Source organism: Acinetobacter sp. GW821-FHT01E09 (assembly GCF_059422385.1).
Genome location: NZ_JBWKWU010000001.1, coordinates 4,106,283 through 4,131,418, shown reverse-complemented (window position 1 = coordinate 4,131,418; position 25,136 = coordinate 4,106,283). Strand labels below are relative to the sequence as shown.

The 25,136-nt window shown below is 41.0% G+C and carries 39 protein-coding genes and 1 pseudogene; 36 read left to right on the top strand and 4 right to left on the bottom strand.

All coding sequences use genetic code 11. The features are described 5' to 3' along the window. Nucleotides 1-67: 67 nt before the first annotated feature. From rpsJ to AC07U8_RS18800, 29 genes and pseudogenes are all read left to right on the top strand, one after another. Nucleotides 68-379: a 30S ribosomal protein S10 gene (rpsJ, locus tag AC07U8_RS18940; RefSeq protein WP_004725677.1), complete on the top strand. Its 312-nt coding sequence runs from the start codon at nt 68-70 to the stop codon at nt 377-379. A 61-nt stretch (nt 380-440) separates the two neighbouring features. Then, on the top strand, nt 441-1,079 hold the full coding sequence (gene rplC / locus AC07U8_RS18935) for a 50S ribosomal protein L3 (protein WP_004816868.1): 639 nt from the start codon (nt 441-443) through the stop codon (nt 1,077-1,079). A gap of 11 nt (nt 1,080-1,090) precedes the next feature. Beyond that, entirely contained in the window at nt 1,091-1,693 is a 603-nt protein-coding gene (rplD, locus tag AC07U8_RS18930; protein ID WP_004816870.1) for a 50S ribosomal protein L4, read from the top strand. Continuing rightward, on the top strand, nt 1,690-2,010 hold the full coding sequence (rplW, locus tag AC07U8_RS18925; protein ID WP_004725684.1) for a 50S ribosomal protein L23: 321 nt from the start codon (nt 1,690-1,692) through the stop codon (nt 2,008-2,010). Before rplD ends, rplW begins: the two co-directional genes overlap by 4 nt. An 11-nt stretch (nt 2,011-2,021) precedes the next feature. Continuing rightward, nucleotides 2,022-2,846 (top strand): 50S ribosomal protein L2, encoded by an 825-nt coding sequence (rplB, locus tag AC07U8_RS18920; protein ID WP_004725686.1) that lies wholly within the window; start codon nt 2,022-2,024, stop codon nt 2,844-2,846. A 19-nt stretch (nt 2,847-2,865) separates the two neighbouring features. Beyond that, nucleotides 2,866-3,141 (top strand): 30S ribosomal protein S19, encoded by a 276-nt coding sequence (gene rpsS / locus AC07U8_RS18915; RefSeq protein WP_004281508.1) that lies wholly within the window; start codon nt 2,866-2,868, stop codon nt 3,139-3,141. A 9-nt stretch (nt 3,142-3,150) separates the two neighbouring features. After that, complete coding sequence (gene rplV, locus AC07U8_RS18910; protein WP_004816873.1) at nt 3,151-3,480, top strand: 50S ribosomal protein L22; 330 nt, start codon at nt 3,151-3,153, stop codon at nt 3,478-3,480. A gap of 1 nt (nt 3,481) precedes the next feature. Continuing rightward, nucleotides 3,482-4,298: pseudogene (gene rpsC / locus AC07U8_RS18905) on the top strand (30S ribosomal protein S3). Continuing rightward, nucleotides 4,238-4,651: a 50S ribosomal protein L16 gene (gene rplP / locus AC07U8_RS18900; protein ID WP_004725694.1), complete on the top strand. Its 414-nt coding sequence runs from the start codon at nt 4,238-4,240 to the stop codon at nt 4,649-4,651. Before rpsC ends, rplP begins: the two are co-directional and overlap by 61 nt. After that, the gene (gene rpmC / locus AC07U8_RS18895; RefSeq protein WP_004725696.1) at nt 4,651-4,848 is read left to right on the top strand and encodes a 50S ribosomal protein L29; all 198 of its coding nucleotides are present in this window, start codon (nt 4,651-4,653) and stop codon (nt 4,846-4,848) included. The genes rplP and rpmC overlap by 1 nt, the downstream gene beginning before the upstream one ends. Then, on the top strand, nt 4,845-5,102 hold the full coding sequence (gene rpsQ / locus AC07U8_RS18890) for a 30S ribosomal protein S17 (RefSeq protein ID WP_004725698.1): 258 nt from the start codon (nt 4,845-4,847) through the stop codon (nt 5,100-5,102). The genes rpmC and rpsQ overlap by 4 nt, the downstream gene beginning before the upstream one ends. 92 nt (nt 5,103-5,194) lie before the next feature. Further along, complete coding sequence (gene rplN / locus AC07U8_RS18885; RefSeq protein WP_004725701.1) at nt 5,195-5,563, top strand: 50S ribosomal protein L14; 369 nt, start codon at nt 5,195-5,197, stop codon at nt 5,561-5,563. Nucleotides 5,564-5,574: 11 nt separating this feature from the next. Further along, nucleotides 5,575-5,892, top strand: coding sequence for a 50S ribosomal protein L24 (gene rplX / locus AC07U8_RS18880; RefSeq protein ID WP_004725703.1), 318 nt, complete (start codon nt 5,575-5,577; stop codon nt 5,890-5,892). Nucleotides 5,893-5,908: 16 nt separating this feature from the next. Then, nucleotides 5,909-6,445, top strand: coding sequence for a 50S ribosomal protein L5 (gene rplE, locus AC07U8_RS18875; RefSeq protein WP_004725705.1), 537 nt, complete (start codon nt 5,909-5,911; stop codon nt 6,443-6,445). Nucleotides 6,446-6,454: 9 nt separating this feature from the next. Next, nucleotides 6,455-6,760 carry a 30S ribosomal protein S14 gene (gene rpsN, locus AC07U8_RS18870; RefSeq protein ID WP_004725707.1) on the top strand — a complete coding sequence of 102 codons (306 nt, stop codon included), beginning with the start codon at nt 6,455-6,457 and terminating at the stop codon, nt 6,758-6,760. A 13-nt stretch (nt 6,761-6,773) separates the two neighbouring features. Beyond that, on the top strand, nt 6,774-7,169 hold the full coding sequence (rpsH, locus tag AC07U8_RS18865; protein WP_004725709.1) for a 30S ribosomal protein S8: 396 nt from the start codon (nt 6,774-6,776) through the stop codon (nt 7,167-7,169). Between the two features lie 13 nt (nt 7,170-7,182). Then, nucleotides 7,183-7,716, top strand: a complete 534-nt coding sequence (gene rplF, locus AC07U8_RS18860) for a 50S ribosomal protein L6 (RefSeq protein WP_004725711.1) — start codon at nt 7,183-7,185, stop codon at nt 7,714-7,716. Nucleotides 7,717-7,730: 14 nt separating this feature from the next. Next, nucleotides 7,731-8,081: a 50S ribosomal protein L18 gene (rplR, locus tag AC07U8_RS18855; RefSeq protein WP_004725713.1), complete on the top strand. Its 351-nt coding sequence runs from the start codon at nt 7,731-7,733 to the stop codon at nt 8,079-8,081. A gap of 2 nt (nt 8,082-8,083) precedes the next feature. After that, a complete protein-coding gene (gene rpsE, locus AC07U8_RS18850) occupies nt 8,084-8,581 on the top strand; it encodes a 30S ribosomal protein S5 (RefSeq protein ID WP_004725715.1) in 498 nt (165 codons plus the stop codon). 6 nt (nt 8,582-8,587) lie between these two features. Further along, on the top strand, nt 8,588-8,764 hold the full coding sequence (rpmD, locus tag AC07U8_RS18845) for a 50S ribosomal protein L30 (protein WP_004725717.1): 177 nt from the start codon (nt 8,588-8,590) through the stop codon (nt 8,762-8,764). A 3-nt stretch (nt 8,765-8,767) separates the two neighbouring features. Then, nucleotides 8,768-9,208, top strand: a complete 441-nt coding sequence (gene rplO, locus AC07U8_RS18840) for a 50S ribosomal protein L15 (protein ID WP_004725719.1) — start codon at nt 8,768-8,770, stop codon at nt 9,206-9,208. A gap of 45 nt (nt 9,209-9,253) precedes the next feature. Further along, complete coding sequence (gene secY, locus AC07U8_RS18835) at nt 9,254-10,573, top strand: preprotein translocase subunit SecY (protein ID WP_171066869.1); 1,320 nt, start codon at nt 9,254-9,256, stop codon at nt 10,571-10,573. A gap of 21 nt (nt 10,574-10,594) precedes the next feature. After that, the gene (rpmJ, locus tag AC07U8_RS18830; protein ID WP_000867907.1) at nt 10,595-10,711 is read left to right on the top strand and encodes a 50S ribosomal protein L36; all 117 of its coding nucleotides are present in this window, start codon (nt 10,595-10,597) and stop codon (nt 10,709-10,711) included. Nucleotides 10,712-10,818: 107 nt separating this feature from the next. Then, nucleotides 10,819-11,175, top strand: a complete 357-nt coding sequence (gene rpsM, locus AC07U8_RS18825) for a 30S ribosomal protein S13 (protein ID WP_004725722.1) — start codon at nt 10,819-10,821, stop codon at nt 11,173-11,175. Between the two features lie 19 nt (nt 11,176-11,194). Further along, nucleotides 11,195-11,581 carry a 30S ribosomal protein S11 gene (gene rpsK / locus AC07U8_RS18820; RefSeq protein ID WP_001040166.1) on the top strand — a complete coding sequence of 129 codons (387 nt, stop codon included), beginning with the start codon at nt 11,195-11,197 and terminating at the stop codon, nt 11,579-11,581. 12 nt (nt 11,582-11,593) lie between these two features. Continuing rightward, on the top strand, nt 11,594-12,217 hold the full coding sequence (gene rpsD, locus AC07U8_RS18815; protein ID WP_004725725.1) for a 30S ribosomal protein S4: 624 nt from the start codon (nt 11,594-11,596) through the stop codon (nt 12,215-12,217). Nucleotides 12,218-12,234: 17 nt separating this feature from the next. After that, nucleotides 12,235-13,242: a DNA-directed RNA polymerase subunit alpha gene (locus AC07U8_RS18810; RefSeq protein ID WP_004816876.1), complete on the top strand. Its 1,008-nt coding sequence runs from the start codon at nt 12,235-12,237 to the stop codon at nt 13,240-13,242. A gap of 18 nt (nt 13,243-13,260) precedes the next feature. Beyond that, on the top strand, nt 13,261-13,626 hold the full coding sequence (gene rplQ, locus AC07U8_RS18805; protein ID WP_004281488.1) for a 50S ribosomal protein L17: 366 nt from the start codon (nt 13,261-13,263) through the stop codon (nt 13,624-13,626). A 199-nt stretch (nt 13,627-13,825) separates the two neighbouring features. Further along, nucleotides 13,826-15,316 (top strand): flavin-containing monooxygenase, encoded by a 1,491-nt coding sequence (locus AC07U8_RS18800; protein ID WP_004725729.1) that lies wholly within the window; start codon nt 13,826-13,828, stop codon nt 15,314-15,316. Between the two features lie 162 nt (nt 15,317-15,478). Here the strand turns inward: AC07U8_RS18800 and AC07U8_RS18795 are convergent, their stop codons facing one another. Further along, nucleotides 15,479-16,651 carry an acyl-CoA dehydrogenase family protein gene (locus AC07U8_RS18795; protein ID WP_004725731.1) on the bottom strand — a complete coding sequence of 391 codons (1,173 nt, stop codon included), beginning with the start codon at nt 16,649-16,651 and terminating at the stop codon, nt 15,479-15,481. Nucleotides 16,652-16,831: 180 nt separating this feature from the next. Between AC07U8_RS18795 and AC07U8_RS18790 the strand changes: the two genes are divergently transcribed. The 6 genes from AC07U8_RS18790 to AC07U8_RS18765 all read left to right on the top strand — a co-directional run bounded on the left by AC07U8_RS18790 (nt 16,832) and on the right by AC07U8_RS18765 (nt 22,393). Further along, complete coding sequence (locus AC07U8_RS18790) at nt 16,832-17,089, top strand: FAD assembly factor SdhE (protein ID WP_004816878.1); 258 nt, start codon at nt 16,832-16,834, stop codon at nt 17,087-17,089. Between the two features lie 163 nt (nt 17,090-17,252). Continuing rightward, the gene (locus AC07U8_RS18785; protein WP_004725735.1) at nt 17,253-17,480 is read left to right on the top strand and encodes a hypothetical protein; all 228 of its coding nucleotides are present in this window, start codon (nt 17,253-17,255) and stop codon (nt 17,478-17,480) included. A 202-nt stretch (nt 17,481-17,682) separates the two neighbouring features. Further along, nucleotides 17,683-17,844: a hypothetical protein gene (locus AC07U8_RS18780; protein WP_004725737.1), complete on the top strand. Its 162-nt coding sequence runs from the start codon at nt 17,683-17,685 to the stop codon at nt 17,842-17,844. Between the two features lie 220 nt (nt 17,845-18,064). Further along, nucleotides 18,065-19,153, top strand: coding sequence for a hypothetical protein (locus tag AC07U8_RS18775; RefSeq protein WP_004816880.1), 1,089 nt, complete (start codon nt 18,065-18,067; stop codon nt 19,151-19,153). Nucleotides 19,154-19,219: 66 nt separating this feature from the next. Further along, nucleotides 19,220-19,792 carry a rhombosortase gene (rrtA, locus tag AC07U8_RS18770; protein ID WP_419314317.1) on the top strand — a complete coding sequence of 191 codons (573 nt, stop codon included), beginning with the start codon at nt 19,220-19,222 and terminating at the stop codon, nt 19,790-19,792. Between the two features lie 402 nt (nt 19,793-20,194). After that, nucleotides 20,195-22,393 (top strand): TRAP transporter large permease subunit, encoded by a 2,199-nt coding sequence (locus tag AC07U8_RS18765; RefSeq protein WP_151802595.1) that lies wholly within the window; start codon nt 20,195-20,197, stop codon nt 22,391-22,393. 59 nt (nt 22,394-22,452) lie between these two features. Here the strand turns inward: AC07U8_RS18765 and AC07U8_RS18760 are convergent, their stop codons facing one another. Then, a complete protein-coding gene (locus tag AC07U8_RS18760; protein ID WP_494738405.1) occupies nt 22,453-23,232 on the bottom strand; it encodes an AraC family transcriptional regulator in 780 nt (259 codons plus the stop codon). A gap of 163 nt (nt 23,233-23,395) precedes the next feature. Here AC07U8_RS18760 and AC07U8_RS18755 point away from each other — a divergent pair, with 163 nt between their 5' ends. After that, a complete protein-coding gene (locus AC07U8_RS18755) occupies nt 23,396-24,316 on the top strand; it encodes a DMT family transporter (RefSeq protein ID WP_494738404.1) in 921 nt (306 codons plus the stop codon). A 100-nt stretch (nt 24,317-24,416) separates the two neighbouring features. On the opposite strand, the gene AC07U8_RS18750 is transcribed toward AC07U8_RS18755, so the two are convergent. Both AC07U8_RS18750 and AC07U8_RS18745 read right to left on the bottom strand, forming a co-directional pair. Further along, nucleotides 24,417-24,860 carry a hypothetical protein gene (locus tag AC07U8_RS18750; protein ID WP_004725747.1) on the bottom strand — a complete coding sequence of 148 codons (444 nt, stop codon included), beginning with the start codon at nt 24,858-24,860 and terminating at the stop codon, nt 24,417-24,419. A gap of 15 nt (nt 24,861-24,875) precedes the next feature. Further along, nucleotides 24,876-25,085, bottom strand: a complete 210-nt coding sequence (locus AC07U8_RS18745; protein ID WP_171066870.1) for a YheV family putative zinc ribbon protein — start codon at nt 25,083-25,085, stop codon at nt 24,876-24,878. Between the last annotated feature and the right edge of the window lie 51 nt (nt 25,086-25,136).

The window sequence follows — 25,136 nt, the reverse complement described above, 5'->3', positions numbered from 1 at the left end:
ACCTTATTTAGTGGGGTGAGATGCGTCAAGGGTGATTCTTTATATATTTGGCTTGGAGTTAACTGGTATGTCTAACCAGAGAATTCGTATCCGTCTTAAGTCTTTTGATCATCGTTTAATTGATCAATCTTCTCAAGAGATCGTAGAAACAGCAAAACGTACTGGCGCACAAGTGTGTGGTCCAATTCCGATGCCTACTCGCATCGAACGTTTTAACGTTTTAACATCACCACACGTGAACAAAGATGCGCGTGACCAATATGAAATCCGCACATATAAACGTTTGATCGACATCGTTCAACCTACAGATAAAACTGTAGATGCGTTGATGAAGTTGGATCTTGCAGCTGGTGTTGATGTTCAGATCGCATTGGGTTAAGGCTTTCGGTTAATTAACGCTCTATAAGTTAATTAGGCCGCTTTTTTAGAGGTTTATGCACATGGCTATTGGTTTAGTCGGTCGCAAGTGCGGTATGACACGTATCTTTACAGATGCTGGTGTTTCTGTGCCTGTAACAGTGATTGAGGTTGATCCTAACCGTATCACTCAAATCAAAACGCTTGAAACTGATGGTTATCAAGCGATTCAAATCACTACTGGTGAACGTCGCGAATCTCGCGTAACAAATGCTCAGAAAGGTCACTTTGCGAAAGCTGGTGTTGCTGCTGGTCGTTTAGTTAAAGAATTCCGCGTTGCAGAAGCTGATCTTGAAGGTCGTGAAGTTGGTGGCACTATCGGTGTTGATTTGTTCGCAGTAGGTCAAGTTGTTGACGTTACTGGTCAATCAAAAGGTAAAGGCTTCCAGGGTGGTGTTAAGCGTTGGAACTTCCGTACGCAAGATGCTACACATGGTAACTCAGTATCTCACCGTGTAATTGGTTCTACAGGTCAAAACCAGACTCCTGGTCGCGTGTTCAAAGGCAAAAAAATGCCTGGTCACTTAGGTGATGATCGCGTAACTGTACAAGGTCTTGAAATTGTATCTATCGACGCAGAACGTTCAGTTCTTGTTGTTAAAGGTGCGATTCCTGGTGCTACTGGTGGCGACGTTATCGTTCGTCCTACGATCAAGGCCTGAGGGGAAATAACGTGAATTTAAAAACTGTTTCCGGCTCTGCTGTTGAATTGTCTGAAGTTGCTTTCGGACGTGAATTTAATGAAGCTCTTGTACACCAAGTTGTTACAGCTTATTTAGCTGGTGGTCGTCAAGGCTCTAAAGCTCAGAAGTCACGTGCAGACGTTTCTGGCGGTGGTAAAAAACCATTCCGTCAAAAAGGTACTGGCCGCGCTCGTGCTGGTTCTATTCGTAGCCCAATCTGGGTTGGTGGTGGTAAAACTTTTGCTGCTCGTCCACAAGATTGGTCTCAAAAAGTAAACCGCAAAATGTACCGCGGTGCAATGCAATGTATCTTAGCTGAACTTGTTCGCCAAGATCGTCTTGTATTGGTTGAAGAGTTTGCAGTTGAAGCTCCAAAAACTAAAGAATTGCTTGCAAAACTAAACGGCTTGAACGCTACTCGCGCATTAATCGTTACTGAAGCTGTAGATGAAAATCTATATTTAGCTGCTCGTAACCTTCCACACGTTGATGTGGTTGATGCTGCTGGGATTGATCCTGTTGGCTTGATCGCGTTTGATAAAGTTGTTATGTCTGTTGCGGCTGCTAAGAAGATTGAGGTAGAACTCGGATGAACAACGAACGTATCTATCAAGTCCTAAAAGGGCCTGTTTTTTCAGAAAAAGCACAAGTTCTAGGCGAAACTGCTGGTGTTCAAGTTTTTAAAGTTGCTATCGATGCAAACAAACTTGAAATCAAAAAAGCAGTAGAGCAATTATTTGGTGTAGAAGTTGTTAAAGTTAACACGACTATCACTAAAGGTAAGACTAAACGCTTTGGTAAAACATTAGGACGTCGTTCTGATGTTAAAAAAGCATACGTCACCCTGAAAGCTGGCCAAGATGTTGAAATGGCTGACTTGGGCGATACCGCTGAAAGCACAGCGGAATAAGGACGAAAATTATGCCAATTCAAAAATGTAAGCCAACGTCTCCAGGACGTCGCTTTGTAGAGAAGGTGGTTCATAATCATCTTCACAAAGGCGCGCCTTATGCACCGTTGGTTGAAGCTAAAAAACGTACTGGTGGTCGTAATAATAACGGTCACATTACAACTCGTCACGTTGGTGGTGGTCATAAACAAAACTACCGTATCGTTGACTTCAAACGTAACAAAGACGGCATCCCTGCTGTAGTTGAACGTATTGAATACGATCCTAACCGTACATCACATATTGCTTTATTGAAATATGCTGACGGTGAGCGTCGTTATATTATTGCTGCTAAAGGCTTACGTGCTGGCGATAAAGTACAATCTGGTAACGATGCTCCAATTCGTCCAGGTAACTGCTTACCGCTTCGTAATATGCCTATCGGTTCTACATTACATAACATTGAGCTTAAAATCGGTAAAGGTGCACAATTAGTGCGTTCTGCTGGTACTTCTGCTCAGTTGTTGGGTCGTGACGGTTCTTACGCAATCATTCGTCTTCGTTCAGGCGAAATGCGTAAAGTACACGTTGAATGTCGCGCTGTGTTAGGTGAAGTATCTAACTCAGAAAGCAACCTTCGTTCACTTGGTAAAGCAGGTGCTGCACGCTGGCGTGGTGTTCGTCCTACCGTTCGTGGTATGGCGATGAACCCAGTTGACCATCCACATGGTGGTGGTGAAGGGCGTAACAAAGGTATTCAACCTGTAAGCCCATGGGGTCAAAAAGCTAAAGGGTACAAAACTCGTACCAATAAGCGTACGACTAAGATGATCATTCGCGACCGTCGCGTTAAGTAACAAGTAAAGGAATCTGACAATGCCTCGTTCTCTGAAAAAAGGCCCATTCGTCGATGCGCACTTGTTCGCTAAGGTTGAAGCGGCTATCGCGGCTAATAACCGTAAGCCGATCAAAACTTGGTCGCGTCGTTCGATGATCCTCCCGGATTTTGTTGGTTTAACAATTTCTGTACATAATGGTCGTAACCATGTTCCAGTGATCGTATCTGAACATATGGTTGGTCACAAACTCGGTGAATTCGCGCCAACTCGTACCTATCGTGGTCACGGTGTTGACAAGAAGTCTAAACGTTAAGGTGCTATGATGGAAGTTACTGCTAAATTACGCGGTGCCGCTATCTCGGCACAAAAAACTCGTTTGGTTGCAGACCTAATCCGTGGCAAATCTATTGCTCACGCGCTTAATATCTTAAACTTCAGCAACAAAAAAGCTGCAGTTGTAGTGAAAAAAGCATTGGAATCTGCAATTGCAAACGCTGAACACAATAACAGTTTAGATGTAGACGACCTTAAGGTTACTACGATTTACGTTGATGAAGGCACTAGCCTTAAACGTATTATGCCACGTGCTAAAGGCCGTGCAGATCGTATTACTAAGCGTACTTGTCACATTACCGTTAAGGTAGGGGTTTGATATGGGTCAGAAGGTTCATCCAATCGGTATCCGCCTTGGTGTTGTAAAACGTCATAACGCCAACTGGTATGCGAGTCCGAAACAATACGCTGAATACTTGCTTAAAGATCTTCAAGTTCGTGAGTTTTTAACTAAAAAACTTAAAAGCGCGATGATCAGCAATATTCTTATCGAACGTCCTACAGGCGCTGCTAAAGTAACAATTAGCACTGCTCGTCCAGGTATCGTTATCGGTAAAAAAGGCGAAGACATTGAGAAATTACAGCGTGAACTTACCAAGATTATGGGTGTTCCAGCGCAAGTAAGCATCAACGAAATCGATCGCCCAGACTTAGACGCTCGTTTAGTTGCTGAAGCAATTGCTTCACAATTAGAGAAACGTGTAATGTTCCGTCGTGCTATGAAGCGTGCGGTTCAAAACACTATGCGTGCTGGTGCTAAAGGTATCAAAGTTGAAGTTTCTGGTCGTTTAGGTGGTGCAGAAATTGCACGTACTGAATGGTATCGTGAAGGTCGTGTACCTTTACATACACTTCGTGCTGACATCGACTATGCAACTATGCGCGCTGAAACTACTTACGGTACGATTGGTGTTAAAGTTTGGATTTTCCGTGGCGAGATCTTAGGTGGCATGAAACAAGTCATGAACCCTGCTCCTGCTGAAGAACGTCCAGCTAAACGCGGTCGCGGTCGTGGTGAAGGTCAAGAGCGTCGTGGTCGTCGCAATGATCGTTCTGCTGAAAAAGGAGAATAATCCATGTTGCAACCTAAACGTACTAAATTCCGTAAGGTGCAAAAAGGCCGTAACACTGGTCTAGCGCATCGTGGTAGCACAGTATCTTTCGGTACAATCGCACTTAAATCTGTTGAGCGTGGTCAAATGACTGCTCGTCAAATCGAAGCTGCGCGTCGTACAATTAGCCGTCGTGTTAAACGTGGTGGTAAGATCTTTATCCGTGTTTTCCCAGACAAACCAATTACTGAAAAACCATTAGAAGTTCGTATGGGTAAAGGTAAAGGTTCTGTGGAATACTGGGTTTGCCAAATCAAACCAGGTAAGATCTTGTACGAAATGGATGGTGTTAGTGAAGAATTGGCACGCGAAGCGTTTACGCTTGCAGCTGCTAAGCTTCCATTTAAAACCACTATCGTTACTAAGACGGTGATGTAATGAAAACTAAAGATCTACGTGAAAAATCGGTAGAAGAGTTGGCAGCTTTGCTTGATGAGCAACAGCTTAACCAATTCCGTCTTCGTATGGCGAAAGCAACTGGTCAATTGGGTAAATCGCATGAAGTTGCGTTAACTCGTAAGACTATTGCTCGTATCAAGACCCTCCTTACCGAAAAACAGGGGAACGCACAATGAGTGAGCAAACAGTTCGCACGTTAACAGGCAAAGTAGTAAGTGACAAAATGGACAAGTCTATTGTTGTACTTATTGAACGCCGCGTTCAACACCCGTTGTATGGCAAATCAATCCGCCGTTCAACAAAATTACACGCTCATGATGAGAACAACACTGCTAAAACTGGCGATGTTGTAACCATTAAAGAAAGCCGCCCAATTTCAAAAACTAAAGCTTGGACTTTAGTGGAAGTTATTGAAGCAGCTGCTGAGTAATTAGACGTTCTTGTTGCATCATCGGTCAATTTCGAGTACTCTTTGAGCCTTTCGAAATTGCGACCGGTGATGCTCGGTTTTGGAGTAGGGCAATGATTCAGACCGAAAGTATGCTAGACGTAGCAGACAACAGTGGTGCTCGCCGCGTACAATGTATTAAAGTACTTGGTGGTTCACATCGTCGTTATGCTTCTGTTGGCGACATTATTAAAGTTACTGTAAAAGAAGCAATTCCGCGTGGCCGTGTTAAAAAAGGTGACGTGATGAATGCAGTTGTAGTTCGTACTAAATTCGGTATTCGTCGTCCAGACGGTTCTGTGATCCGTTTCGATGATAATGCTGCAGTTATCTTGAACAACAACAAGGCTCCGATTGCCACTCGTATTTTCGGACCAGTGACTCGTGAACTTCGTACTGAACAGTTCATGAAAATCATTTCATTGGCTCCTGAAGTTCTATAATAGAGGCAATCATGGCTAAGATTAGAAAAGGCGATCAAGTAATTGTGATCGCAGGTAAAGAAAAAGGCAAACAGGGTACTGTTTTGTCTGTTTCAAATGACCAAGTTAAGGTTGAAGGCCTTAATTTAGTTAAGAAGCATCAAAAGCCGAACCGTGCAACAGGTGCTGAAGGCGCTATTGTTACACAAGAAGCTTCGCTTCATATTTCAAACGTGGCAGTTTTTAATGCTGCAACCCAAAAGGCTGACCGTGTTGGTTACCAAGTGATTGAAGGCGTGAAAACTCGCGTTTACAAATCAAATGGTGAATCAGTGGCGGTAGCGAAGTAATAGGTTGAACTAGGCTATGGCCAGACTTAAAACACGTTATAACGACGAAATCCGAGCTAAGTTGAAAGAAGAACTTGGTTTGGGCAATGTGATGGAAATTCCTCGCATTACTAAAATCACCATCAACATGGGTGTTGGTGCGGCTTCAGCTGACAAGAAATTGTTAGATGGCGCTTTGGCGGATATGCAAGCTATTGCTGGTCAAAAACCAGTTCTTACATTAGCGCGCAAATCAATCGCTGGTTTTAAAATCCGTGATGGTTGGCCGATTGGTTGTAAAGTAACTTTACGCGGCGAACAAATGTACGAATTCTTAGACCGTTTGATCTCTATCGCTATCCCTCGTATTCGTGACTTCCGCGGTTTTTCTGCGAAATCATTCGATGGTCGTGGTAATTATTCAATGGGTCTCAAGGAACAAATTATGTTCCCTGAAATCGATTTTGATAAGATCGATCGTATTCGTGGTATGGATATTACTATCACTACGACTGCTCGTACTGATGACGAAGGCCGTGCGCTAATCCGTGCATTCGGCTTCCCGTTCAAATAAGAGGTCGATATGGCTAAGAAAAGTATGATTAATCGCGAATTGAAACGCGAAACTACAGTTGCTAAATACGCTGCAAAACGTGCTGAATTAAAAGCTACGATTGCAAACGTAAATGCATCTGATGAAGAACGTTTCGAAGCGATGATGAAGTTACAAGCATTACCACGTAATGCGTCTCCAGTACGTCTTCGTAACCGTTGTGGTTTAACTGGTCGTCCTCATGGTTACTTCCGTAAGTTCGGCTTAAGCCGTAACAAATTACGTGACACAGTAATGCAGGGTGATGTACCGGGCGTTGTTAAGGCAAGCTGGTAAGGAGCGACTATAAATGAGTATGCAAGATACCGTTGCCGACATGCTAACACGTGTTCGTAACGCACAAATGGCAAAGAAACAAACTGTTTCTATGCCTAATTCTAAGTTGAAAGTTGCAATTGCAAACGTACTTCAACAAGAAGGTTACATTTCAAATGTAGAAGTTGCTGATCTTGAAGGCAAAGCTACTTTGACAATTACTTTAAAATATTTTGAAGGCAAACCAGTTATCGAAACTGTGAAACGCGTAAGCCGTCCAGGTCTACGTCAGTATCGTGGTAAAGATGCACTTCCGAGCGTTAAGCAAGGTTTAGGTATTGCAATTGTTTCTACAAGCAAAGGCATCATGACTGATCGCGCTGCACGTGCTGCAGGCGTTGGTGGTGAAGTTATTGCTTTTGTTTCTTAATAGGTGATTCCTCATGTCTCGTGTGGCTAAAGCCCCAGTAACTGTACCTAACGGTGTAGCAGTTACTCAGAACGGCCGGCAGGTCGAAGTGAAAGGCAGCAAAGGTACGTTGTCTTTCAACCTGCATGCGCTGGTCGAGCTTAAACAGGAAGAAGGTCAACTTCATATTGCTCCAGTTAAAGAATCTCGCGATTCTTGGATGCAAGCTGGTACTGCTCGCGCTGTTCTTAATAACCTTGTAAAAGGTGTTAATGAAGGCTTCGAACGTAAGTTACAACTTATCGGTGTTGGTTATAAAGCTGCGGTTAAAGGTACAGTTGTGAACCTTAACCTTGGTTATTCTCACCCGATTGATTACGCTCTTCCTGAAGGTGTAACTGCTGAAACTCCGACTGCTACTGAAATCATTTTGAAATCAGCTAACAAGCAATTGTTAGGTCAAGTTGCTGCAGAAATCCGTGGTTATCGTCCACCAGAGCCGTATAAAGGTAAAGGTGTTCGCTATTCTGACGAAGTTGTTCTTCGTAAAGAAGCTAAGAAGAAATAAGGCGCGAGGTTCTTATGAACGAAAAGAAACAATCCCGTTTGCGTCGTGCGAAAAGCACACGCTTGCACATTCGTGCATTGGGTGCGACTCGCTTGTGTGTAAACCGCACGCCGCGTCACATCTATGCTCAAGTTATTTCTGCAGATGGTGGCAAAGTATTAGCGCAAGCTTCTACTTTGGATGCATCTTTACGTAGCGGAACTACAGGTAATGTAGATTCAGCTACTAAAGTAGGTGCTTTAATCGCAGAACGTGCAAAGGCTGCTGGTGTAACTAAAGTTGCATTTGACCGTTCTGGTTTTAAATATCATGGTCGTATCAAAGCCTTGGCTGATGCTGCTCGTGAAAACGGCTTGGAGTTCTAATCATGGCTAAAGTTGAACAAAACGAAGGTCTTGTTGAAAAGCTGGTTGCCGTTGATCGTGTAGCCAAAGTTGTTAAGGGTGGTCGTATCTTCTCTTTCACAGCATTAACTGTTGTGGGTGATGGTAATGGTCGTGTAGGTTTTGGTCGCGGTAAAGCGCGTGAAGTTCCAGCTGCTATTTCTAAAGCACTTGAAGCTGCACGCCGCAACATGATCACTGTTGATCTTGTTGATGGTACTGTACAACATCCTATTCATGCTCGTCATGGCGCTAGCCGTGTTTACATGCAACCTGCATCTGAAGGTACTGGCGTAATCGCTGGTGGTTCTATGCGCGCAGTTTTAGAAGCTGCTGGTGTACGTAACGTATTGACGAAATGTTATGGTTCTACTAACGCGGCTAACGTTGTAAATGCAACTTTTAATGGTTTACGTGATATGACGTCTCCTGAGAAAGTTGCTGCTAAACGTGGTCTTTCAGTAGAACAAATTTTAGGGTAATCAATCATGAAAACGATTAAAGTTACCCAGACTAAATCTTCTTCGCATCGTTTGAAAAATCACAAACTTTGCCTACAAGGTTTAGGTCTGCGTCGTATTGGTCATACAGTAGAAGTAATAGATACACCTTCTAACCGTGGTATGATCAACAAAGTCTACTATATGGTTAGTGTAGAGGAATAAGCCATGACTCTGCGTTTAAATGAGCTTGCACCTGCTGAAGGTGCAAAACGTGATAATCGTCGTTTAGGCCGTGGTATCGGTTCTGGTGTCGGTAAGACTGGTGGCCGTGGTGTCAAAGGTCAGAAATCACGTAAAAGTGGTGGCGTTCGTCCAGGCTTTGAAGGTGGTCAAACTGCGTTATATCGTCGTTTACCTAAATTCGGTTTCACAAGCCAATTGGCTTTGAAAACTGCTGAAGTACGTTTGTCTGAACTTGCCAAAGTTGAAGGTGATATTATTTCACTTGAAACTTTGAAAGCTGCGAATGTTGTACGTAAAGATATGTTGCGTGCTCGTGTTGTTCTTTCTGGTGAAATCACTCGTGCATTCACTGTTCAAGGTGTTGCATTGACTAAAGGCGCTAAAGCTGCTCTTGAAGCTGCTGGCGGTAAAGTCGAGGAGTAATCGCGAGTGACTATGTCTCCTAGTTCTTCAGGTCATGTTAACATGATGAAAGGTCAACCATTTCATGTGAAATATCGTGAAATTATTCGCCGATTAATGTTCTTGATTGGTGCATTGGTAGTCTTTCGACTAGGAGCGCATATTCCGCTGCCAGGTATTGATAATGTTGCTCTAGAACGTTTTTTCAAAGCTAATGAAGGTACTTTTTTAGGTTTGTTTAACATGTTCTCGGGTGGAGCATTAGAACGAATGTCCATTCTGGCGTTAGGTATCATGCCGTACATTTCTGCATCTATTATTGTGCAGTTGATGTCGACCGTGGTGCCTTCGTTAGAAGCATTGAAGAAAGAAGGCGAGCAAGGTAAGCGTAAGATTAATCAATATACGCGTTACGGCACCCTTTTACTCGCATTAGTCCAAGGTATCGGGATGTGTGCTGGTCTAATCAGTCAAGGTATTACTTTGACTTCGGGACTGGCTTTTTACATTCCAGCGCTAACATCGTTAGTTGCAGGTACCATGTTCTTAATGTGGTTAGGTGAGCAAATTACTGAACGTGGTGTTGGTAACGGTATCTCAATGATTATCTTTGCAGGTATTGTTGCTGGTTTACCAAACTTAGTGATTCAAGCATTTACTTCGGTAGATAATGGCCAATCAAGTTTAATTGGTTTGGCTATCTTTGGATTGCTATCAGTTGCTGTTTTAGCAGCGATTGTGTTTATTGAAAAAGCTCAACGTCGTATACCTGTGAACTATGCTCAAAAACAGCAAGGTCGTCGTGTATTCACTGCACAGCAAACGCATTTGCCATTGAAGATCAACATGGCAGGGGTTATTCCAGCAATTTTCGCAAGTTCGTTATTGTTGTTCCCTGCAAGTTTAGGTCAATGGTTAGGCAGTGCTGATCCAAATGCAGGAATTGTAAAACGTAGCCTACAAGATTTGGCATTGGTATTATCGCCTGGACAACCGTTGTATTTAGTGCTCTTCGGTGCGTTAATTATCTTTTTCTGTTATTTCTATACGGCGCTTGTTTTTAGCCCGAAAGAAGTATCAGAGAACTTGAAACGCAGTGGAGCTTATGTACCTGGTATTCGCCCAGGTGAGCAAACTGCTCGTTACTTAGATCATATTCTTAATCGTTTGACGTTTATTGGTGCAATCTACATTACAGTCATCTGTTTAATGCCGATGATTTTACAAAGTTCTTTTGGTATTCCATTCCATTTGGGTGGTACCTCATTACTTATCGTAGTTGTTGTTGTTATGGACTTTATGGCTCAGCTTCAAGCCCATTTGACATCACATCAGTATGACGATCAATCGTTAATGAGAAAAACGACTGCTCATCCTAAGGGATAAGCGCACTTAGAAGGTTTCATCATGAAAGTACAAGCTTCTGTAAAGAAAATTTGTGGTAGCTGTAAAGTTATCCGTCGTAATGGGGTTATTCGCGTAATTTGCAGCGCAGAACCTCGTCATAAGCAGCGTCAAGGTTAATTTAATTAAGACCTGTTGATTTCAGTAGGCTAATTAGGTTATTATCCGCCCCTCAAGATTTTTGTGGGGCGGTTGATTATCTCTACTGCCTTTTTGGAGAAATTTGAATGGCTCGTATTGCCGGTGTAAACATTCCGGATAACAAGCATGCTGTTATCTCTCTCACGTATATTTTTGGTATTGGCCGCCACACAGCTAAAAACATTTTAGCTGCTGCAGGTATTACGACTACTACTAAAATTCGTGAATTAGATGATGCTCAGCTTGATGCGATTCGTGCAGAAGTTGCTAAGGTTCCGACCGAAGGTGACTTACGTCGCGAAATTTCCATGAACATTAAACGTTTAATGGATTTAGGCTGCTACCGCGGTCTTCGTCATCGTCGCAGCTTGCCTGTTCGCGGACAACGCACCAAAACTAACGCACGTACCCGTAAAGGTCCGCGCAAACCTATTAAGAAATAAGATTTCTGGAAGCTAAAAGATGGCTAAAGATACTCGCACACGCAAGAAGGTCACTCGTACCGTCTCTGAAGGTGTTGCACACATTCACGCTTCTTTTAATAACACCATTGTTACGATTACTGATCGTCAAGGTAATGCATTGGCTTGGGCTACTTCAGGTGGACAAGGCTTCCGTGGATCACGTAAATCAACTCCGTTTGCTGCTCAGGTAGCTGCTGAAGTTGCTGGTAAAGCTGCTTTAGATTACGGTTTGAAAAACTTGGACGTCCTTGTAAAAGGTCCTGGTCCAGGTCGTGAATCTGCGGTTCGTGCATTAGGTGCAGTGGGTTATAAAATTAACAGCATTACCGATGTGACACCGATTCCGCACAACGGTTGCCGTCCACCTAAAAAACGTCGCGTGTAAGGAGAAACATTCATGGCTCGTTATATTGGTCCAAAATGCAAACTCTCTCGCCGCGAAGGGACAGACCTGCAATTAAAATCTGGCGTTAAACCATTTGACGTCAAAACAAAAAAATCTGCTAAAGCTCCTGGTCAACATGGCCAAAGCCGTGCTAAACAATCAGAGTATTCACTACAATTACGTGAAAAACAAAAAGTACGTCGTATGTACGGTGTTTTAGAGCGTCAATTTAGTAACTACTACAAAGAAGCTGCTCGTGTTAAAGGCGCAACAGGTGAAAACTTGTTGAAATTGCTTGAAAGCCGCCTCGATAACGTTGTTTATCGCATGGGTTTTGGTTCTACACGTGCAGAAGCTCGTCAGCTGGTATCTCACCGTTCAATCACTTTAAATGGTCGTCGTGTTAACATCGCGTCTATCCAAGTTAAAGCGGGCGACGTGATTGCAGTTCACGAAAGCGCTAAACAACAATTACGTATCAAAAACGCAATTGAATTAGCTGCTCAACGTGGAACAGCTGCTTGGATTGAAGTAGATCATTCAAAACTTGAAGGTACATTTAAAGCTGCACCAGATCGTTCTGATTTACCTGCTGAAATCAACGAAAGCTTGATTGTAGAATTGTATTCTAAATAATCCTTGAGGTAGCAATAATGACGCGTACTGCAAACGAGTTTCTAACTCCGCAAGCGATCAAGGTCGAAGCGGCAAGCGGGACCTCGGCAAAAGTGATTCTTGAACCATTAGAGCGTGGCTTTGGTCATACTCTTGGTAATGCTTTACGTCGCATCCTTTTGTCTTCTTTACCTGGCGCAGCCGTGGTTGAAGTAGAGATAGAGGGTGTCGAGCACGAGTACAGTACTTTAGAAGGCTTGCAGCAGGACATCGTCGAGCTCTTGCTGAACCTAAAAGGATTGTCTATTAAGCTGTTCGATCAAAACGAAGCATATTTGACATTGGAAAAACAAGGTCCTGGCGATGTAACTGCTGCTGACCTTCGTTTACCACATAATGTTGAAGTGGTTAACCCTGAACATCTGATTGGTACTTTAAGTGCTTCAGGCTCATTAAAAATGCGCTTGAAAGTTTCTCAAGGTCGTGGTTATGAAACTTCTGACTCACGTTTCCCTGAAGGCGAAACGCGTCCTGTAGGTCGTCTACAGTTAGATGCTTCTTATAGCCCGATTAAACGTGTGTCTTACACAGTTGAAAATGCTCGTGTAGAACAACGTACTGACCTTGATAAGCTCGTCATTGATCTTGAAACGAATGGAACTGTAGATCCTGAAGAAGCTATCCGCAAAGCGGCAACAATCTTGCAACAACAAATTGCAATTTTTGTTGATCTTCAGAAAGATCAAGCTCCAGTTGCTCAAGAGCCACGTGAAGAAGTTGATCCAATCTTGCTTCGTCCAGTTGATGATCTAGAGCTTACTGTTCGTTCTGCTAACTGTTTGAAAGCAGAAAATATTTACTACATTGGTGATCTAGTACAGCGTACTGAGGTTGAGTTGCTTAAAACTCCTAACCTTGGTAAAAAATCGCTTACTGAGATCAAAGATGTTCTGGCTTCTAAGGGCTTACAGCTCGGCATGCGTTTAGAGAACTGGCCACCAGCTAGTCTCCGTATGGACGATCGTTTCGCCTATCGTAGCCGTTAATTAAGTAGGACTATCACCATGCGTCATCGTAATAGTGGTGTGAAATTAGGCCGTACCAGCAGCCATCGTAAAGCGATGTTTCAAAACATGGCTAATTCTTTGTTTGAGCATGAGTTAATTAAAACTACTGTGCCTAAAGCAAAAGAGTTACGTCGTGTAGCTGAGCCTTTAATCACTTTAGCTAAAAACGATACTGTAGCAAACCGTCGTTTGGCGTTTGCTCGTACTCGTTCAGCAGCAACAGTTGGTAAATTATTTACCGTTCTTGGCCCTCGTTACAAAGAACGTAACGGCGGTTATCTACGTGTTCTTAAAGCTGGTTTCCGTGCAGGTGATGCTGCACCGATGGCTTATGTAGAACTTGTGGATCGTGAAGTAAACTAATTACTCACGTCACAGAACAATCGGTTGTTCGAAAAAGGTCGGTGTTTCACCGGCCTTTTTTTATGCCTTTTTGTTGGACAATTTATGGTTTTGTCCCAAATTGACTTAAATTTCGTCAGAAAAATGCAAACTTGACATTGTGTATTGTCAGATTTGTGCTTTAATAAAAAAGTACTCTTAAAAAGGTTATAAAAACAACATGGAAAAGCAAGTTGATATTCTTATCGTTGGTGCAGGTATCTCTGGTATTGGTGTAGCTGCGCATCTTTCAAAACACTCACCACAACGTTCATTTGAAATTATTGAGCGTCGTGAGAGCTTCGGTGGTACTTGGGATTTATTTAAATATCCTGGTATCCGTTCCGATTCAGATATGTCTACTTTTGGGTTTAATTTTAAACCATGGCAAAAAGCCAATGTCTTGGCAGATGGCGCTTCGATTAAAGGCTATGTTGCTGAAGTTGTCGATGAATTTAAATTAAAAGATAAAATTCATTTTAATCAGCGTGTACGTACTGCAAATTATGATTCATCAATTAAAAAATGGGTCGTACAAATTGAAGATGAAAATCAAAAACTCAATACGTGGGTTGCAAACTTTGTAATCGGATGTACGGGTTATTATAATTATGACCAAGGTTATCAACCTGATTATCCAGGTAAAAATGATTTTAAAGGCGAATTTATTAACCCACAATTTTGGCCTGAAAACTTAGATTATACGGGTAAAAAAGTAGTGATTATTGGTAGTGGTGCAACAGCTATTACCTTAGTGCCTGCGATGTCAAAAGGTGGAGCAGGGCATGTGACCATGTTGCAACGTTCACCAACCTATATTGCTTCAATCCCATCTATTGACTTTGTTTATGACAAAATGCGTAAGGTTTTACCTGAAGATGTGGCATATAAGTTAACCCGTGCACGCAATATTGGTATGCAACGCGGTATCTATGCACTTGCACAAAAACAACCGAAATTACTGCGTAAGTTCTTACTCAAATCGATTGAAATGCAATTAAAAGGTAAAGTGGATATGAAACACTTTACCCCAACATATAATCCGTGGGATCAGCGGTTATGTGTTGTGCCAGATGGTGACTTATTTAAAATTTTACGTTCTGGTAAAGCCAGCGTTGAAACAGATCAAATTGAGAAAATTACCGCAACAGGTATCCAATTAAAATCTGGTAAGCATTTAGATGCGGATATCATCGTTTCAGCAACAGGTTTAGAAATCCAAATCTTGGGTGGTATCAAAGCTACAATTGATAATAAACCAATGAATACGTCTCAACACATGCTGTATCAGGGTGTGATGGTTAGCGATGTGCCAAATATGGCAATGATCATTGGTTATATCAACGCATCATGGACATTAAAAGTTGATATTGCAGGTGAGTATATTTGCCGTCTTGTAAACTATATGGACAAGAAAGGCTATGACGAAGTTATTCCACAAGGTGATGCAACTGAATTGATGGAAGATACGGTGATGGGTAGTTTAAGCTCAGGGTATATTGCTCGTGCGGCGGATGTGATGCCAAAACAAGGTAAGCATGCACCTTGGAAAGTGTCGAATAACTATTTAGCAGATCGTAAAGAACTTAAAAATGCCAAGTTTGAAGATGGTGTTTTAAAATTTCATAAGCGTGAAGCACAACTCGCAAAAAAGCCTAAACTGGTTTCTTAATCAAACCTAGAAGCAACCAAACTAAGAAATAGCAAAATAAACAAGCTATGAAATAAACAAGGAGCGTAAGCTCCTTTTTTATTGCGACATAAAAATTGATTTAAAAAGAATGCTTGGTGATAGAAAAAGGAGCCAAAGCTCCTTTAACAATGATCAGATAAATTATAAAGAACGGGAAATCAGTTCTTTCATAATCTCGTTTGTACCTGCATAAATACGATTTGCCCGATTATCGATATAAGCGCGTGCAATTGGATATTCCAGCATATAACCATAACCACCATGTAATTGAAGGCATTCATCAACCACATTAGAGAATACTTCTGAAATTTTGTATTTTGCAGCAGCTGCAGCATCAACACCTAAGGTGCCTTCAAGTTGTAATTCCATACAACGATCGAGGTAAGCACGGCAGAAATCAATTTCTGTGCGCATTTCAGCAAGTTTAAAGCGTGTATTTTGAAAAGCACCGATCGGTTTACCAAACGCTTTACGGTCTTTGGTATATTGAACGGTGTGTGCCAACGCTGCTTCTGCGCCTGCTTGGCAGATAATCGCGACCAGCATACGTTCCCATGCCAACTCTTTCATCAGCATGATAAAACCCATGCCTTCCATACCCAATAAATTTTCTTTTGGTACACGAACATCTTCAAAGAACAATTCGCAAGTATCTTGTCCTTTCATACCAATTTTATTGAGTGGTTTGCCTTTGCTAAAGCCAGCACGGTCAGCTTCAACGATAATCAAAGATAGGTTGGCAGAACCTTTCTCTGAACTGCCTGTTTTACATACCACAATTGCCATATCACATAGATAACCATTGGTAATAAAGATTTTAGAACCATTGATTACATATTCATCCCCGTCTAAAACGGCGGTGGTGCGAACACCTTGTAGGTCTGAGCCTGTTCCCGGTTCTGTCATCGCAATAGCTGTAACGGTTTCTCCAGAAGCCATTTTAGCAATCCAATGCTTTTTCTGTTCTTCATTACCAAAGTTGTTGATGTAGTTGGCAACAATATCCGAGTGCAAAGAAAAACCTGTAGAAGAGTCCATTGCATAGGCTTGTTCTTCAATCAGAATCATACTGTAGAGGCGATCTACGCCATAGCCACCATATTCTTCAGGCATGGTTGCGCAGAGCAGCCCCATTTCACCTGCTTTGTTCCATAAATCGCGATCTACATGTTGCTGCTGTTCATATTTAGCAATATTTGGCACAACTTCTTTTTCATAAAATTTACGTACGGTTTCACGAAAAGCATCGTGATCGGAATTAAACAATTTACGAGGCAACATATTGGTTAAAGGTCGGATAGCACCTGATTGCATTTTTATAATATCCATATGAGTTTTAGTGAGTTGAAATTATGTGAATTGCTTATTTGTCGCAATGAGATGAATGCTCAAAACTCATTTTTAAATGATGAATTTGGTCATTTAGAAGAATTTAGCGAGAAATCGGTCGGGAATCGGGTAAACTAAGTCAGAATTAACCATTGGGGGAAAATGATGTCAGAAGAACTTACTTTAGAAGAACGTAAAGTGATTTATCGTGCTCGTCGCGGTTTAAAAGAGATTGATGTATATTTTGACCCATACGTAAAACAATATTACTTAGCAGCAAGTGCGCAAGAAAAAGCCTTGTTTAAAGAGTTAGTTGATCAGGAAGACCCAGATTTATTGGATTGGTTTATGGAAGTTTCAGAGCCACCTCGACCTGAACTCAGAAGCTTGATCAATAAACTTAAAGATTATGTCCACGGATGAGTTAAAAACTCACCAACGATATCAATTCAAACCCAGTCGTATTGCACTGGGTTTTCAGCTTTTGTGTTTAACAATTATTTTTATAGTGCTGTACTCGATTATCCCTGTATGGATAAGTGGATTACTGCTGTTGTTGGCATGCTTCAGTCTAAAAATATTTAGAATGCGTCCACAAGTCCGAAGTTTAGAACATTTTGATTTAGATCAGTGGACCCTACAATATGAGGATTCCAATCAAATTCATCATGTGCAAATTCAGCAAATGATTGATCATCGATTTTATATCGCAGTGTATTTTTGTGAGAAAAACAATAAAAGTTTAATTATTTGGCAAGATCAAGTGAGCAAAATACAGTGGAAATCTTTAAAATCTCGGGTAAAATTAAGTTAATTGTCTAACAAATATAAAAAATCTAATTTAAATTTAATCCAAATAAAACATAATCTTATTTGTATTTTTGTTTATTTAATATCCATTGTTAGACCAAATATATACAAAATAGCGCAATTGTAAAATTGTCAGACAATTATCTCTGTAAAAATCTGATTTTGCATGTAAATTAAAACTACCAACAGCGAGGAGGAATTTCCAAATGGGTGAAATTCATACGTTTTGGTTCTTAGTGGTTGCAATTGTTTTTGCAATTATATTTGGAAGACTAGGAACTATGCTGAGGGAACAGATTGAGAAAGCTAACGCTAACAGTGTTAACGGTAGCAAATTTAAAAGACTTAAAACCAATAAACTCTCTTAAAGAGTTTACCTTTTAACAAGTAGCATGTGCTGAACCGTCGCAATGCTACTTTTTTTTGCTTAAAATTTGTATAAAAACCAGATTAGGTCAATTGAATACTTTCTATATTGTGGCAAATTCTTCAGATGAAATTAGAGCTATTACTCTGTTATTCAGAGATTGCATCTGATATTGTTATTTTAAAAGGGATATAAACACAATTATATAGAGGACAGGAAGTATGTCTAAGGTCCACAAGCTTGGTCAATTGATGCTGACCGCTGTTGTTGCCTCATCTGTGTTATCAGGTTGTTCATATGTTGTAAAATCAGGTGCCAATGTTGCGCTTGGCTTTAGTGAAAAACATATCGTCCCACCCATTTTGGCGGGCAATGATACAGATATGGCGTGCAACTCAGGCAATGCATTAACGCCAGCGATTATGGCAACAAAAGATATGGGGGCCGACCCCACCCGTATGGCGGTATTGTTATATTCAGCTGCGGGGATGTGTGCAGAAAATCGTGCTTTGGATGCAGAACTCAGATATTTACGTGCTTCAAAAGATGGTAAAGTGACTGAAGCGCAAGATGCTCGTATAGAACAAAAACGTTGGGCAGCCCTTGCCGCAGAACGTCAATACACGGGTTATCAATTATTTGCAGAACGTTGGCAGGCAAAATATAAATATACTTTAGGTGATTCTTGTCCAACCATGCGTAAGGACTTAGATCAAACTATCTATTTAATTGGTATGCTCAGTGGTTTGCAAGCGATGACCAATGACATTAACTCTGGTGGTGCAGTCAATGTACCGAAAGATATTGCTGCGATTGTTGAACGTGGTATGGCATGTCTAGACAATAACAAATTCTGGGGTGCGCCAATGGCGACACGTGCAGTGATTTGGATATTGTTACCGGGTGCAGGAGACGGTAAGCCTGATCCAACCCAGACCTTACAACAATCAATGCAAATCGCAGAACAGAAAGGTGTTCGTCTAGCATTTGCAATGAATGCTGTTGCAGCACAAGCCAGTGGTGATGATGCTAAATTAAGAGCGGCGTTAAAAGCCTATGCCGCATCGCGTGCAGATGATAAGCCAGTAAACCCTGAATTTAGATTGTTAGATGGTATGGCCGGTCAAATGGTTCAAGGTATTGCCGATCGTTATTGGACTGAACATACTGGTGTTCGTGCAGCAGATGATGGAATGACCACATTCTGGGATGAACAAGCATCTACGGGTGATGATGAATTGTTTAATGATCTACCTGCACCGACCGAAGAGCCAAGTGCTTCAGCTGACGAACCTGTAGCAAATCCATAGTATTCAATTGCATGAATTGGTTAGAATTGAGGAAGAGCGACAGCTCTTCTTTTTTTATGGTGTAGCATGGAACAACACAAGTTAGATAAAAATATATTGTTTATTGCAACCAGTATCATTTTTTTTGCAATTCTTCAGCTTTTTCAAACTCATTTCTTTTATCAGCACGATGTTTTTTTAAGCCAGCCTTGGCGCTGGTGGACAGGGCATTGGGTTCATGTGGGATGGATTCATTATGTTTTAAATGTTTTGGCTTTGGCTTGTTTACCCTTTTTATTTCCAAACATTAAAAAGCAAGTTTTTATTGCTTTATTGCTTATTTTACCGCCTTTACTCAGTCTCTGTTTTTATCTGATTTATCCTCATATTTTTGCTTATGCAGGTTTGTCTGGCATTCTTCATGGTCTGTTTGTATTTTGTGCAATCGTCAGTTTAAAAGAAAAGCCAGAACGAAATTTTGCCTTCATCGTATTGTTATGCATCCTCGGCAAAATCACATGGGAACATTTTTTTGGTGCACTACAAACTGAACAATTAATAGGTCATCCTGTTTTAATACAGGCGCATTTGCTTGGGGTGATTTTTGGAAGTATTTGTGCCATTTTGAGCTTAATTTTTCGACTTAATGTCATCAAATAGAAAGCGAATCAACACTATTATTTGTATAAAATTTCATTATTTTGATGAGGTTAAGCACATAGAAGTGTAAAGATATTTAAAAAAATAAATTTGAATGAATGCTTTGTAATGAGTGGATGCTGATTCTCATTTGTGGTTAATTATGTGAATATTACATCTATTTTAGTGATAAAAAATATAAGTACTGAGTTGTTTTTTCACATTTAATGATAAGACTATAGATGAGTTGACAAAAAGCTCGCCAAAAAAATTAATCTTTGTCATGTTTTTCTTAGGAAAATTAAGGCAAATTTGAGTGGTGATGATAGGAATGGGTATTGGTAAAGGATTTTACCTCTCACCTAATAATAAAAGATAAGCTGTGCAAGCGATTGTACACTGGTTATAAAAACTGGAATAACAATGCAAGAACCTGTAAATAATAGATCGGGATTAGGTCTACTCAGTTATCTCTGGAATGAGTGGTTCTCAACCTTTTCCATCCTTATTCTGCTTCTCCTGACCTTGATCATTGGGACAGGGGATATGATTCATGGGCAAATGCTTCGTTTAGGTGAACGCCTATATGGAGATGAAAAAATAGGAATGCAATATTCCTTTTTACGCGCTGAGCCCAACAAACCTTCATGTGACCGTAATGTAGATATCGACAAGCTTGTCAAAGAAAAAATGCAACAGGAAGCCAGTGATCCTGATGCCGCATTTTTTGGTTTAACACCAGAAGCAGATGTTCGCGCTTCATTCGTTTCAGCTCAGACGGATTGTGAACAGAAATATGCGTTCTATGATAAATCGATCAAACATATGGAAGATCATCCATCCCTTCGTTCATATCGTTCGATGGAAACGGGTTTCTTCTGGATATTAAAATGGGGCTCTGAACATCGCGTACTCATCCTGATTTTGATGGTGGTGATTGCTGCAATTACAGCATCATTGAAGATGCATCATATTGGGCTACGTCCAGCGCGTACTAAGCTTGATTTTAAAGTCTATAATATTGCGATGGTACTGGGGAATGCCTTACTGAGTTTCTCAGTCATTAGCCAATATCGTTCAGTACTCAATTCTGGTGTTGAATCGACCCTTGAAACGATTGGGGTCTATTGGTTATGGATGATTCTGTTTGTGGTCTTAACAGTCATCAGCCTGTTTAAATTATTCCGTACACCAGAAAATGCTGAAGAAGGCGGTAAATTTGGCCTTGCGCTGCTGAGCATACCTTTATATGCCTTTATGGCCATTGTGACAGGTATTGCGTTTACTTTCTTTATGGACTACCCAATGGGACAAGGTATTTACCTTGGCTTATTGACTGAATTTTCAAATATCTTCCTTAACTTAGCACTGTTTATTTGGGCGGGTATGTTGTTGACCCAAACACGTGTGATGGATCTATTCTTGGCGATTCTTCGTCCTTGGAACTTAGCGCCTGAAACGTTGACGTGGATCATTTTGATTGGTGCTGCAATTCCAACCGCATATACCGGTGCTTCGGGAATCTTCGTTGTTGCTGCTGGTGCGATTATCTATAAAGAAGTGTGGAATTCAGGTGCTCGTCGCCAATATGCACTTGCTGTTTCGGCAATGTCCGGTTCACTGGGTGTTGTATTACGTCCGTGTCTATTGGTGATCTTAATTTCAATGCTGGATAGCCGTCATGTAACTTCAGACGAGCTCTTTGATCATGGTATTTATGTATTCTGGTTAACCGCATTTATTTTCTTAGGGGTGTCGCTATTCCTTGCAGAGAATAAGTTCCGTATTAACTCACCGAAAACCGCTGTCCCTGGTATGTTGCGTGCTTTTATTCCAGTACTTCCATATATCTTGATTGTTGCTGTCGTGATTGGCTTCTATCAGTTTGGTCTGGACACGAAAATGGATGAATTTACTGCACCTGTAATTCTTCCAATCATGTTATTGGCATTTATTTTATTTGATAAGTTATTTGGTAATAAATTACCGATACCAGAAAACCCAAATAAAGCGCTTGCTCTAGAGCATGAAAAAAATTCTGAATATTTACGTGAGCATGGTGATACCGCTGAAACGAAACGTGGTTTCCGTAGCGCAATTCGTTTTGCAACATCGGAAAGTGTTGGTCATATTGGTGCGTTAATTATCTTGATGGCATTGTCTGCAAGTGTTGGTGGTCTGATTGAACGTAGTGAAATCGTGACTATGGTTCCAACGCATCTGGGTAGTATCTTGGTGACACTTGGCTTTATGGCATTGTTACTTGCATTAATTGGTATGACAACAGATCCATTTGGTGCGGTGATTCTTGTTGCTGCGACGATTGCGCCAGTTGCATTTGAAAATGGTATCCATCCGATTCACTTCTGGATGATCGTACTGGTTGCATTTGAGTTTGGTTATGTTACACCACCAGTTGCGCTCAACCATTTGCTGACGAGGCTCTCGGTCGGTGATGCAGAGGTTGCCGCCGCCGATGCTGAGGCAAAAGCCAAATATACAAGCTTCTACTATCGTTATGAGCGTTGGATCTTACCAATTGTGGTGCTGTTCTCGGCATTAGTGATTGTGACCTATGCGCCGTACATGTTTAACTTGTTTGACTGGTATGCCAGTAAGTAATTGAATGTTTAAAAAGCGCCTTCGGGCGCTTTTTTTCTGTCTGTGGATTTTGAATAGATTTAGTGATTCTCAAATTGAAACTGCTGAATGTACTCACTCGGCGTCAAACTGGTTTCACGTTTAAACATGGCACTAAATGCACTGGCACTGTCATAGCCTAAATCAAGCGCAACATTGAAAATAGATTTATTCATTGCCAAATCAGTCATGGCTTGCATCAGCCTTGCCTGACGTACCCAATGACTAAAATGCATATTGGTTTCTTTCTGAAAATGCCGAGTAAGGGTTTTCGGACTAACATGTAAAAATTGGGCGGCATGTTCGAGTGTCCATGTATGACTCAGATCAAGTTTGATTTCAGCACAAAGCTTTTGCAATTTAATATTTTGTGGCTCAGGTAAGTTAAATGGCAGAACAGGGAGGAGCTCCAACTCATCTAAAATCAGTTCAAGCAATCGTGCTTCACGACTTTGAGGATGGATCGTAGTTTGAATCTGCATCGCTGAGCGAATAAGCTCTTTTAGCAGCGGGGAGATCGTGACGACACGGCACTCATTGACTAATTTTGAACGTGCTTCTGGCTGAATAAAGACACCATAAGCTTGCACATCACCACTGATCAGTAAGGCATGAGCTTTATATGCTGGAATCCATACACCGCGTCCCGGTGGTGTGACCCATGTTCCTTCTGTCGTTTGAATACGGAGAACACCAGAAAGCGTATGAATCAGTTGGATACGTTCATGGCTATGCCAATCTTCAATATGCCCATGGGAATAATTTTCAGTAAAGGCATAAATTGGATAATCTAAAAATCCATGATCATAATTATTCCCCACGATTTACTCCTCAATCAATACGGCACTGCCAATCATATATTCGTGGAATTGCTTAAACCTCAAGCATAATGTCCTTTTTGCGATAGTTATTGTCATTTTGTCGTACAAATACAAAATGATTATTTTTTAACATGGTTGAATCTTTCTGTATAGGCAGAGCAGCATGTTTCAAAAAGCTTATTTCTACCCATTGTTTGCCATTTTATTTTGGGCTGGAAATGTGATTGTGTCTAAAATGGCAAGTCATGCAATTTCACCTGTGGCGATTACATTTTATCGTTTGGTTTTTGCACTCGCGGTGATGAGTACTTTTGTATTGATTCCTACTTGGAAAAATCGCCATATTATTCGGCAGTATTGGAAACATTTGGCTTTAGGTGGATTTCTTTCTGTATCCTTATTCCAATTTTTGTCTTATCAAGCAGCGACAACCACAACAGCGACCAATATGGCGATTGTGACGGCATTGATTCCATTATTGACGATTATTTTAAGTACATGGATTTTAAAAGATCAGATTAGCTATGGCTTAGTGATCGGAGGCTTTTTATCATTCTATGGCATTTTGTATTTATTGAGTCATGGGCATATTGCTCAAGTTTTTAGCCAAGGGGTGCATCTTGGCGATGGCTTGATGTTACTTGCCGCAATCGGCTACGCCTTATATGGTGTGCTGTTAAAACGTTGGAAAATGCCGATCCCTGCATGGCAATCGAATTTTGTGATGTCGAGCTTTGCCATCTTATATGTTTTGCCGTTTTTTATCTTTTTACCTGCATCGCAAATGCAACTGAATCAACAGACCATTCCTTTGATTTTGTACGCCAGTATTTTCTCATCGATTTTATTGTCTTATTTATGGATTGAAGGTGTAAGACATTTGGGACCCAATAAAAATAGTATTTTTATGAATTTATTGCCTGTGTTTACAGCTTTAATTGCCGTAGTGCTCTTGGGTGAACATTTACAAGTTTTTCATTTGGTTGGTGGTGGTTTAACACTCTGTGGAATTTTATTGGCGCAAATTATCCAAAAGCCAATCCAATGGAAAAAATCAACACAGCAGTCATTGGACTCACTTTAAAATATTGAAATATCTACTGTTCAAATTGAAAAAAGCCTTAACTTATAAAGAGGTTAAGGCTTTCTAATAGCAGATCGTCATTTTTGCACATGATCAAAAATTATTGATTTTGTGCAGCCATTTGCTGTTGAAGTAGCTTGATTTGTTCTTCCTTAAGTTTAATCAATTGATCCGCATCAGCATGTTGTGATTTGAGGTTTTGTTGCTGATCATCAAGTTGTTTTTGGATGTCTTCTAGTTTAGCCACTTCTTCTTTCGCTAAACTGGCATTTTCAGGAATTTTATCTTTTAAAATGGATGCTTTGACCAATTCTACATTGGCAGCCTCTGAGGCTGCACTTTGTTCAACAGGCGTTGCCACAGGGGGTGCCGTTGCTTCCACTTTCTTCGCAGCAGGTGTAGTCTGATTCAATGGCTCATTGATTTGGGTGCTTTCAGAGGTGTTATTTAACCAGAAAAAAATAGCAATTAAAACGATAACTGCCCCCAACCCGCCTGCAATAATCCACATTAATTTTGAATTGTTTCTTTGTTCTATATGCATTTTATTCGGTCCGATCTATTTTGAAGAGCGAGGCTTGAATTGAATGACCCCAATTTCATCAGGTATAGCAGGTTCTTCAGGCGCATCTACATGGGTAGGGCGATTTTCAGAATATCCACACTCGATGCATTCAATCCATTCAGCATCGCCTTGGGTGAGCATAACAATACGATCCATCGCTTCACATTTTGGACATTTTGCACCAGCAATGAAACGACGTCTAATATTCATACACCCACCACACTTTAAACAATTTTGGCCGTTAGTTTAAGCGTT

Excerpts from the sequence above, each read along its gene's own strand:
- rpsJ (WP_004725677.1), top strand. The coding sequence starts at position 68 with ATGTCTAACCAGAGAATTCGTATCCGTCTTAAGTCTTTTGATCATCGT.
- rplC (WP_004816868.1), top strand. The coding sequence starts at position 441 with ATGGCTATTGGTTTAGTCGGTCGCAAGTGCGGTATGACACGTATCTTT.
- rplW (WP_004725684.1), top strand. The coding sequence starts at position 1,690 with ATGAACAACGAACGTATCTATCAAGTCCTAAAAGGGCCTGTTTTTTCA.
- rplB (WP_004725686.1), top strand. The coding sequence starts at position 2,022 with ATGCCAATTCAAAAATGTAAGCCAACGTCTCCAGGACGTCGCTTTGTA.
- rpsS (WP_004281508.1), top strand. The coding sequence starts at position 2,866 with ATGCCTCGTTCTCTGAAAAAAGGCCCATTCGTCGATGCGCACTTGTTC.
- rplV (WP_004816873.1), top strand. The coding sequence starts at position 3,151 with ATGGAAGTTACTGCTAAATTACGCGGTGCCGCTATCTCGGCACAAAAA.
- rplP (WP_004725694.1), top strand. The coding sequence starts at position 4,238 with ATGTTGCAACCTAAACGTACTAAATTCCGTAAGGTGCAAAAAGGCCGT.
- rpmC (WP_004725696.1), top strand. The coding sequence starts at position 4,651 with ATGAAAACTAAAGATCTACGTGAAAAATCGGTAGAAGAGTTGGCAGCT.
- rpsQ (WP_004725698.1), top strand. The coding sequence starts at position 4,845 with ATGAGTGAGCAAACAGTTCGCACGTTAACAGGCAAAGTAGTAAGTGAC.
- rplN (WP_004725701.1), top strand. The coding sequence starts at position 5,195 with ATGATTCAGACCGAAAGTATGCTAGACGTAGCAGACAACAGTGGTGCT.
- rplX (WP_004725703.1), top strand. The coding sequence starts at position 5,575 with ATGGCTAAGATTAGAAAAGGCGATCAAGTAATTGTGATCGCAGGTAAA.
- rplE (WP_004725705.1), top strand. The coding sequence starts at position 5,909 with ATGGCCAGACTTAAAACACGTTATAACGACGAAATCCGAGCTAAGTTG.
- rpsN (WP_004725707.1), top strand. The coding sequence starts at position 6,455 with ATGGCTAAGAAAAGTATGATTAATCGCGAATTGAAACGCGAAACTACA.
- rpsH (WP_004725709.1), top strand. The coding sequence starts at position 6,774 with ATGAGTATGCAAGATACCGTTGCCGACATGCTAACACGTGTTCGTAAC.
- rplF (WP_004725711.1), top strand. The coding sequence starts at position 7,183 with ATGTCTCGTGTGGCTAAAGCCCCAGTAACTGTACCTAACGGTGTAGCA.
- rplR (WP_004725713.1), top strand. The coding sequence starts at position 7,731 with ATGAACGAAAAGAAACAATCCCGTTTGCGTCGTGCGAAAAGCACACGC.
- rpsE (WP_004725715.1), top strand. The coding sequence starts at position 8,084 with ATGGCTAAAGTTGAACAAAACGAAGGTCTTGTTGAAAAGCTGGTTGCC.
- rpmD (WP_004725717.1), top strand. The coding sequence starts at position 8,588 with ATGAAAACGATTAAAGTTACCCAGACTAAATCTTCTTCGCATCGTTTG.
- rplO (WP_004725719.1), top strand. The coding sequence starts at position 8,768 with ATGACTCTGCGTTTAAATGAGCTTGCACCTGCTGAAGGTGCAAAACGT.
- secY (WP_171066869.1), top strand. The coding sequence starts at position 9,254 with ATGAAAGGTCAACCATTTCATGTGAAATATCGTGAAATTATTCGCCGA.
- rpmJ (WP_000867907.1), top strand. The coding sequence starts at position 10,595 with ATGAAAGTACAAGCTTCTGTAAAGAAAATTTGTGGTAGCTGTAAAGTT.
- rpsM (WP_004725722.1), top strand. The coding sequence starts at position 10,819 with ATGGCTCGTATTGCCGGTGTAAACATTCCGGATAACAAGCATGCTGTT.
- rpsK (WP_001040166.1), top strand. The coding sequence starts at position 11,195 with ATGGCTAAAGATACTCGCACACGCAAGAAGGTCACTCGTACCGTCTCT.
- rpsD (WP_004725725.1), top strand. The coding sequence starts at position 11,594 with ATGGCTCGTTATATTGGTCCAAAATGCAAACTCTCTCGCCGCGAAGGG.
- AC07U8_RS18810 (WP_004816876.1), top strand. The coding sequence starts at position 12,235 with ATGACGCGTACTGCAAACGAGTTTCTAACTCCGCAAGCGATCAAGGTC.
- rplQ (WP_004281488.1), top strand. The coding sequence starts at position 13,261 with ATGCGTCATCGTAATAGTGGTGTGAAATTAGGCCGTACCAGCAGCCAT.
- AC07U8_RS18800 (WP_004725729.1), top strand. The coding sequence starts at position 13,826 with ATGGAAAAGCAAGTTGATATTCTTATCGTTGGTGCAGGTATCTCTGGT.
- AC07U8_RS18795 (WP_004725731.1), bottom strand. The coding sequence starts at position 16,651 with ATGCAATCAGGTGCTATCCGACCTTTAACCAATATGTTGCCTCGTAAA.
- AC07U8_RS18790 (WP_004816878.1), top strand. The coding sequence starts at position 16,832 with ATGTCAGAAGAACTTACTTTAGAAGAACGTAAAGTGATTTATCGTGCT.
- AC07U8_RS18785 (WP_004725735.1), top strand. The coding sequence starts at position 17,253 with ATGCGTCCACAAGTCCGAAGTTTAGAACATTTTGATTTAGATCAGTGG.
- AC07U8_RS18780 (WP_004725737.1), top strand. The coding sequence starts at position 17,683 with ATGGGTGAAATTCATACGTTTTGGTTCTTAGTGGTTGCAATTGTTTTT.
- AC07U8_RS18775 (WP_004816880.1), top strand. The coding sequence starts at position 18,065 with ATGTCTAAGGTCCACAAGCTTGGTCAATTGATGCTGACCGCTGTTGTT.
- rrtA (WP_419314317.1), top strand. The coding sequence starts at position 19,220 with ATGGAACAACACAAGTTAGATAAAAATATATTGTTTATTGCAACCAGT.
- AC07U8_RS18765 (WP_151802595.1), top strand. The coding sequence starts at position 20,195 with ATGCAAGAACCTGTAAATAATAGATCGGGATTAGGTCTACTCAGTTAT.
- AC07U8_RS18755 (WP_494738404.1), top strand. The coding sequence starts at position 23,396 with ATGTTTCAAAAAGCTTATTTCTACCCATTGTTTGCCATTTTATTTTGG.
- AC07U8_RS18750 (WP_004725747.1), bottom strand. The coding sequence starts at position 24,860 with ATGCATATAGAACAAAGAAACAATTCAAAATTAATGTGGATTATTGCA.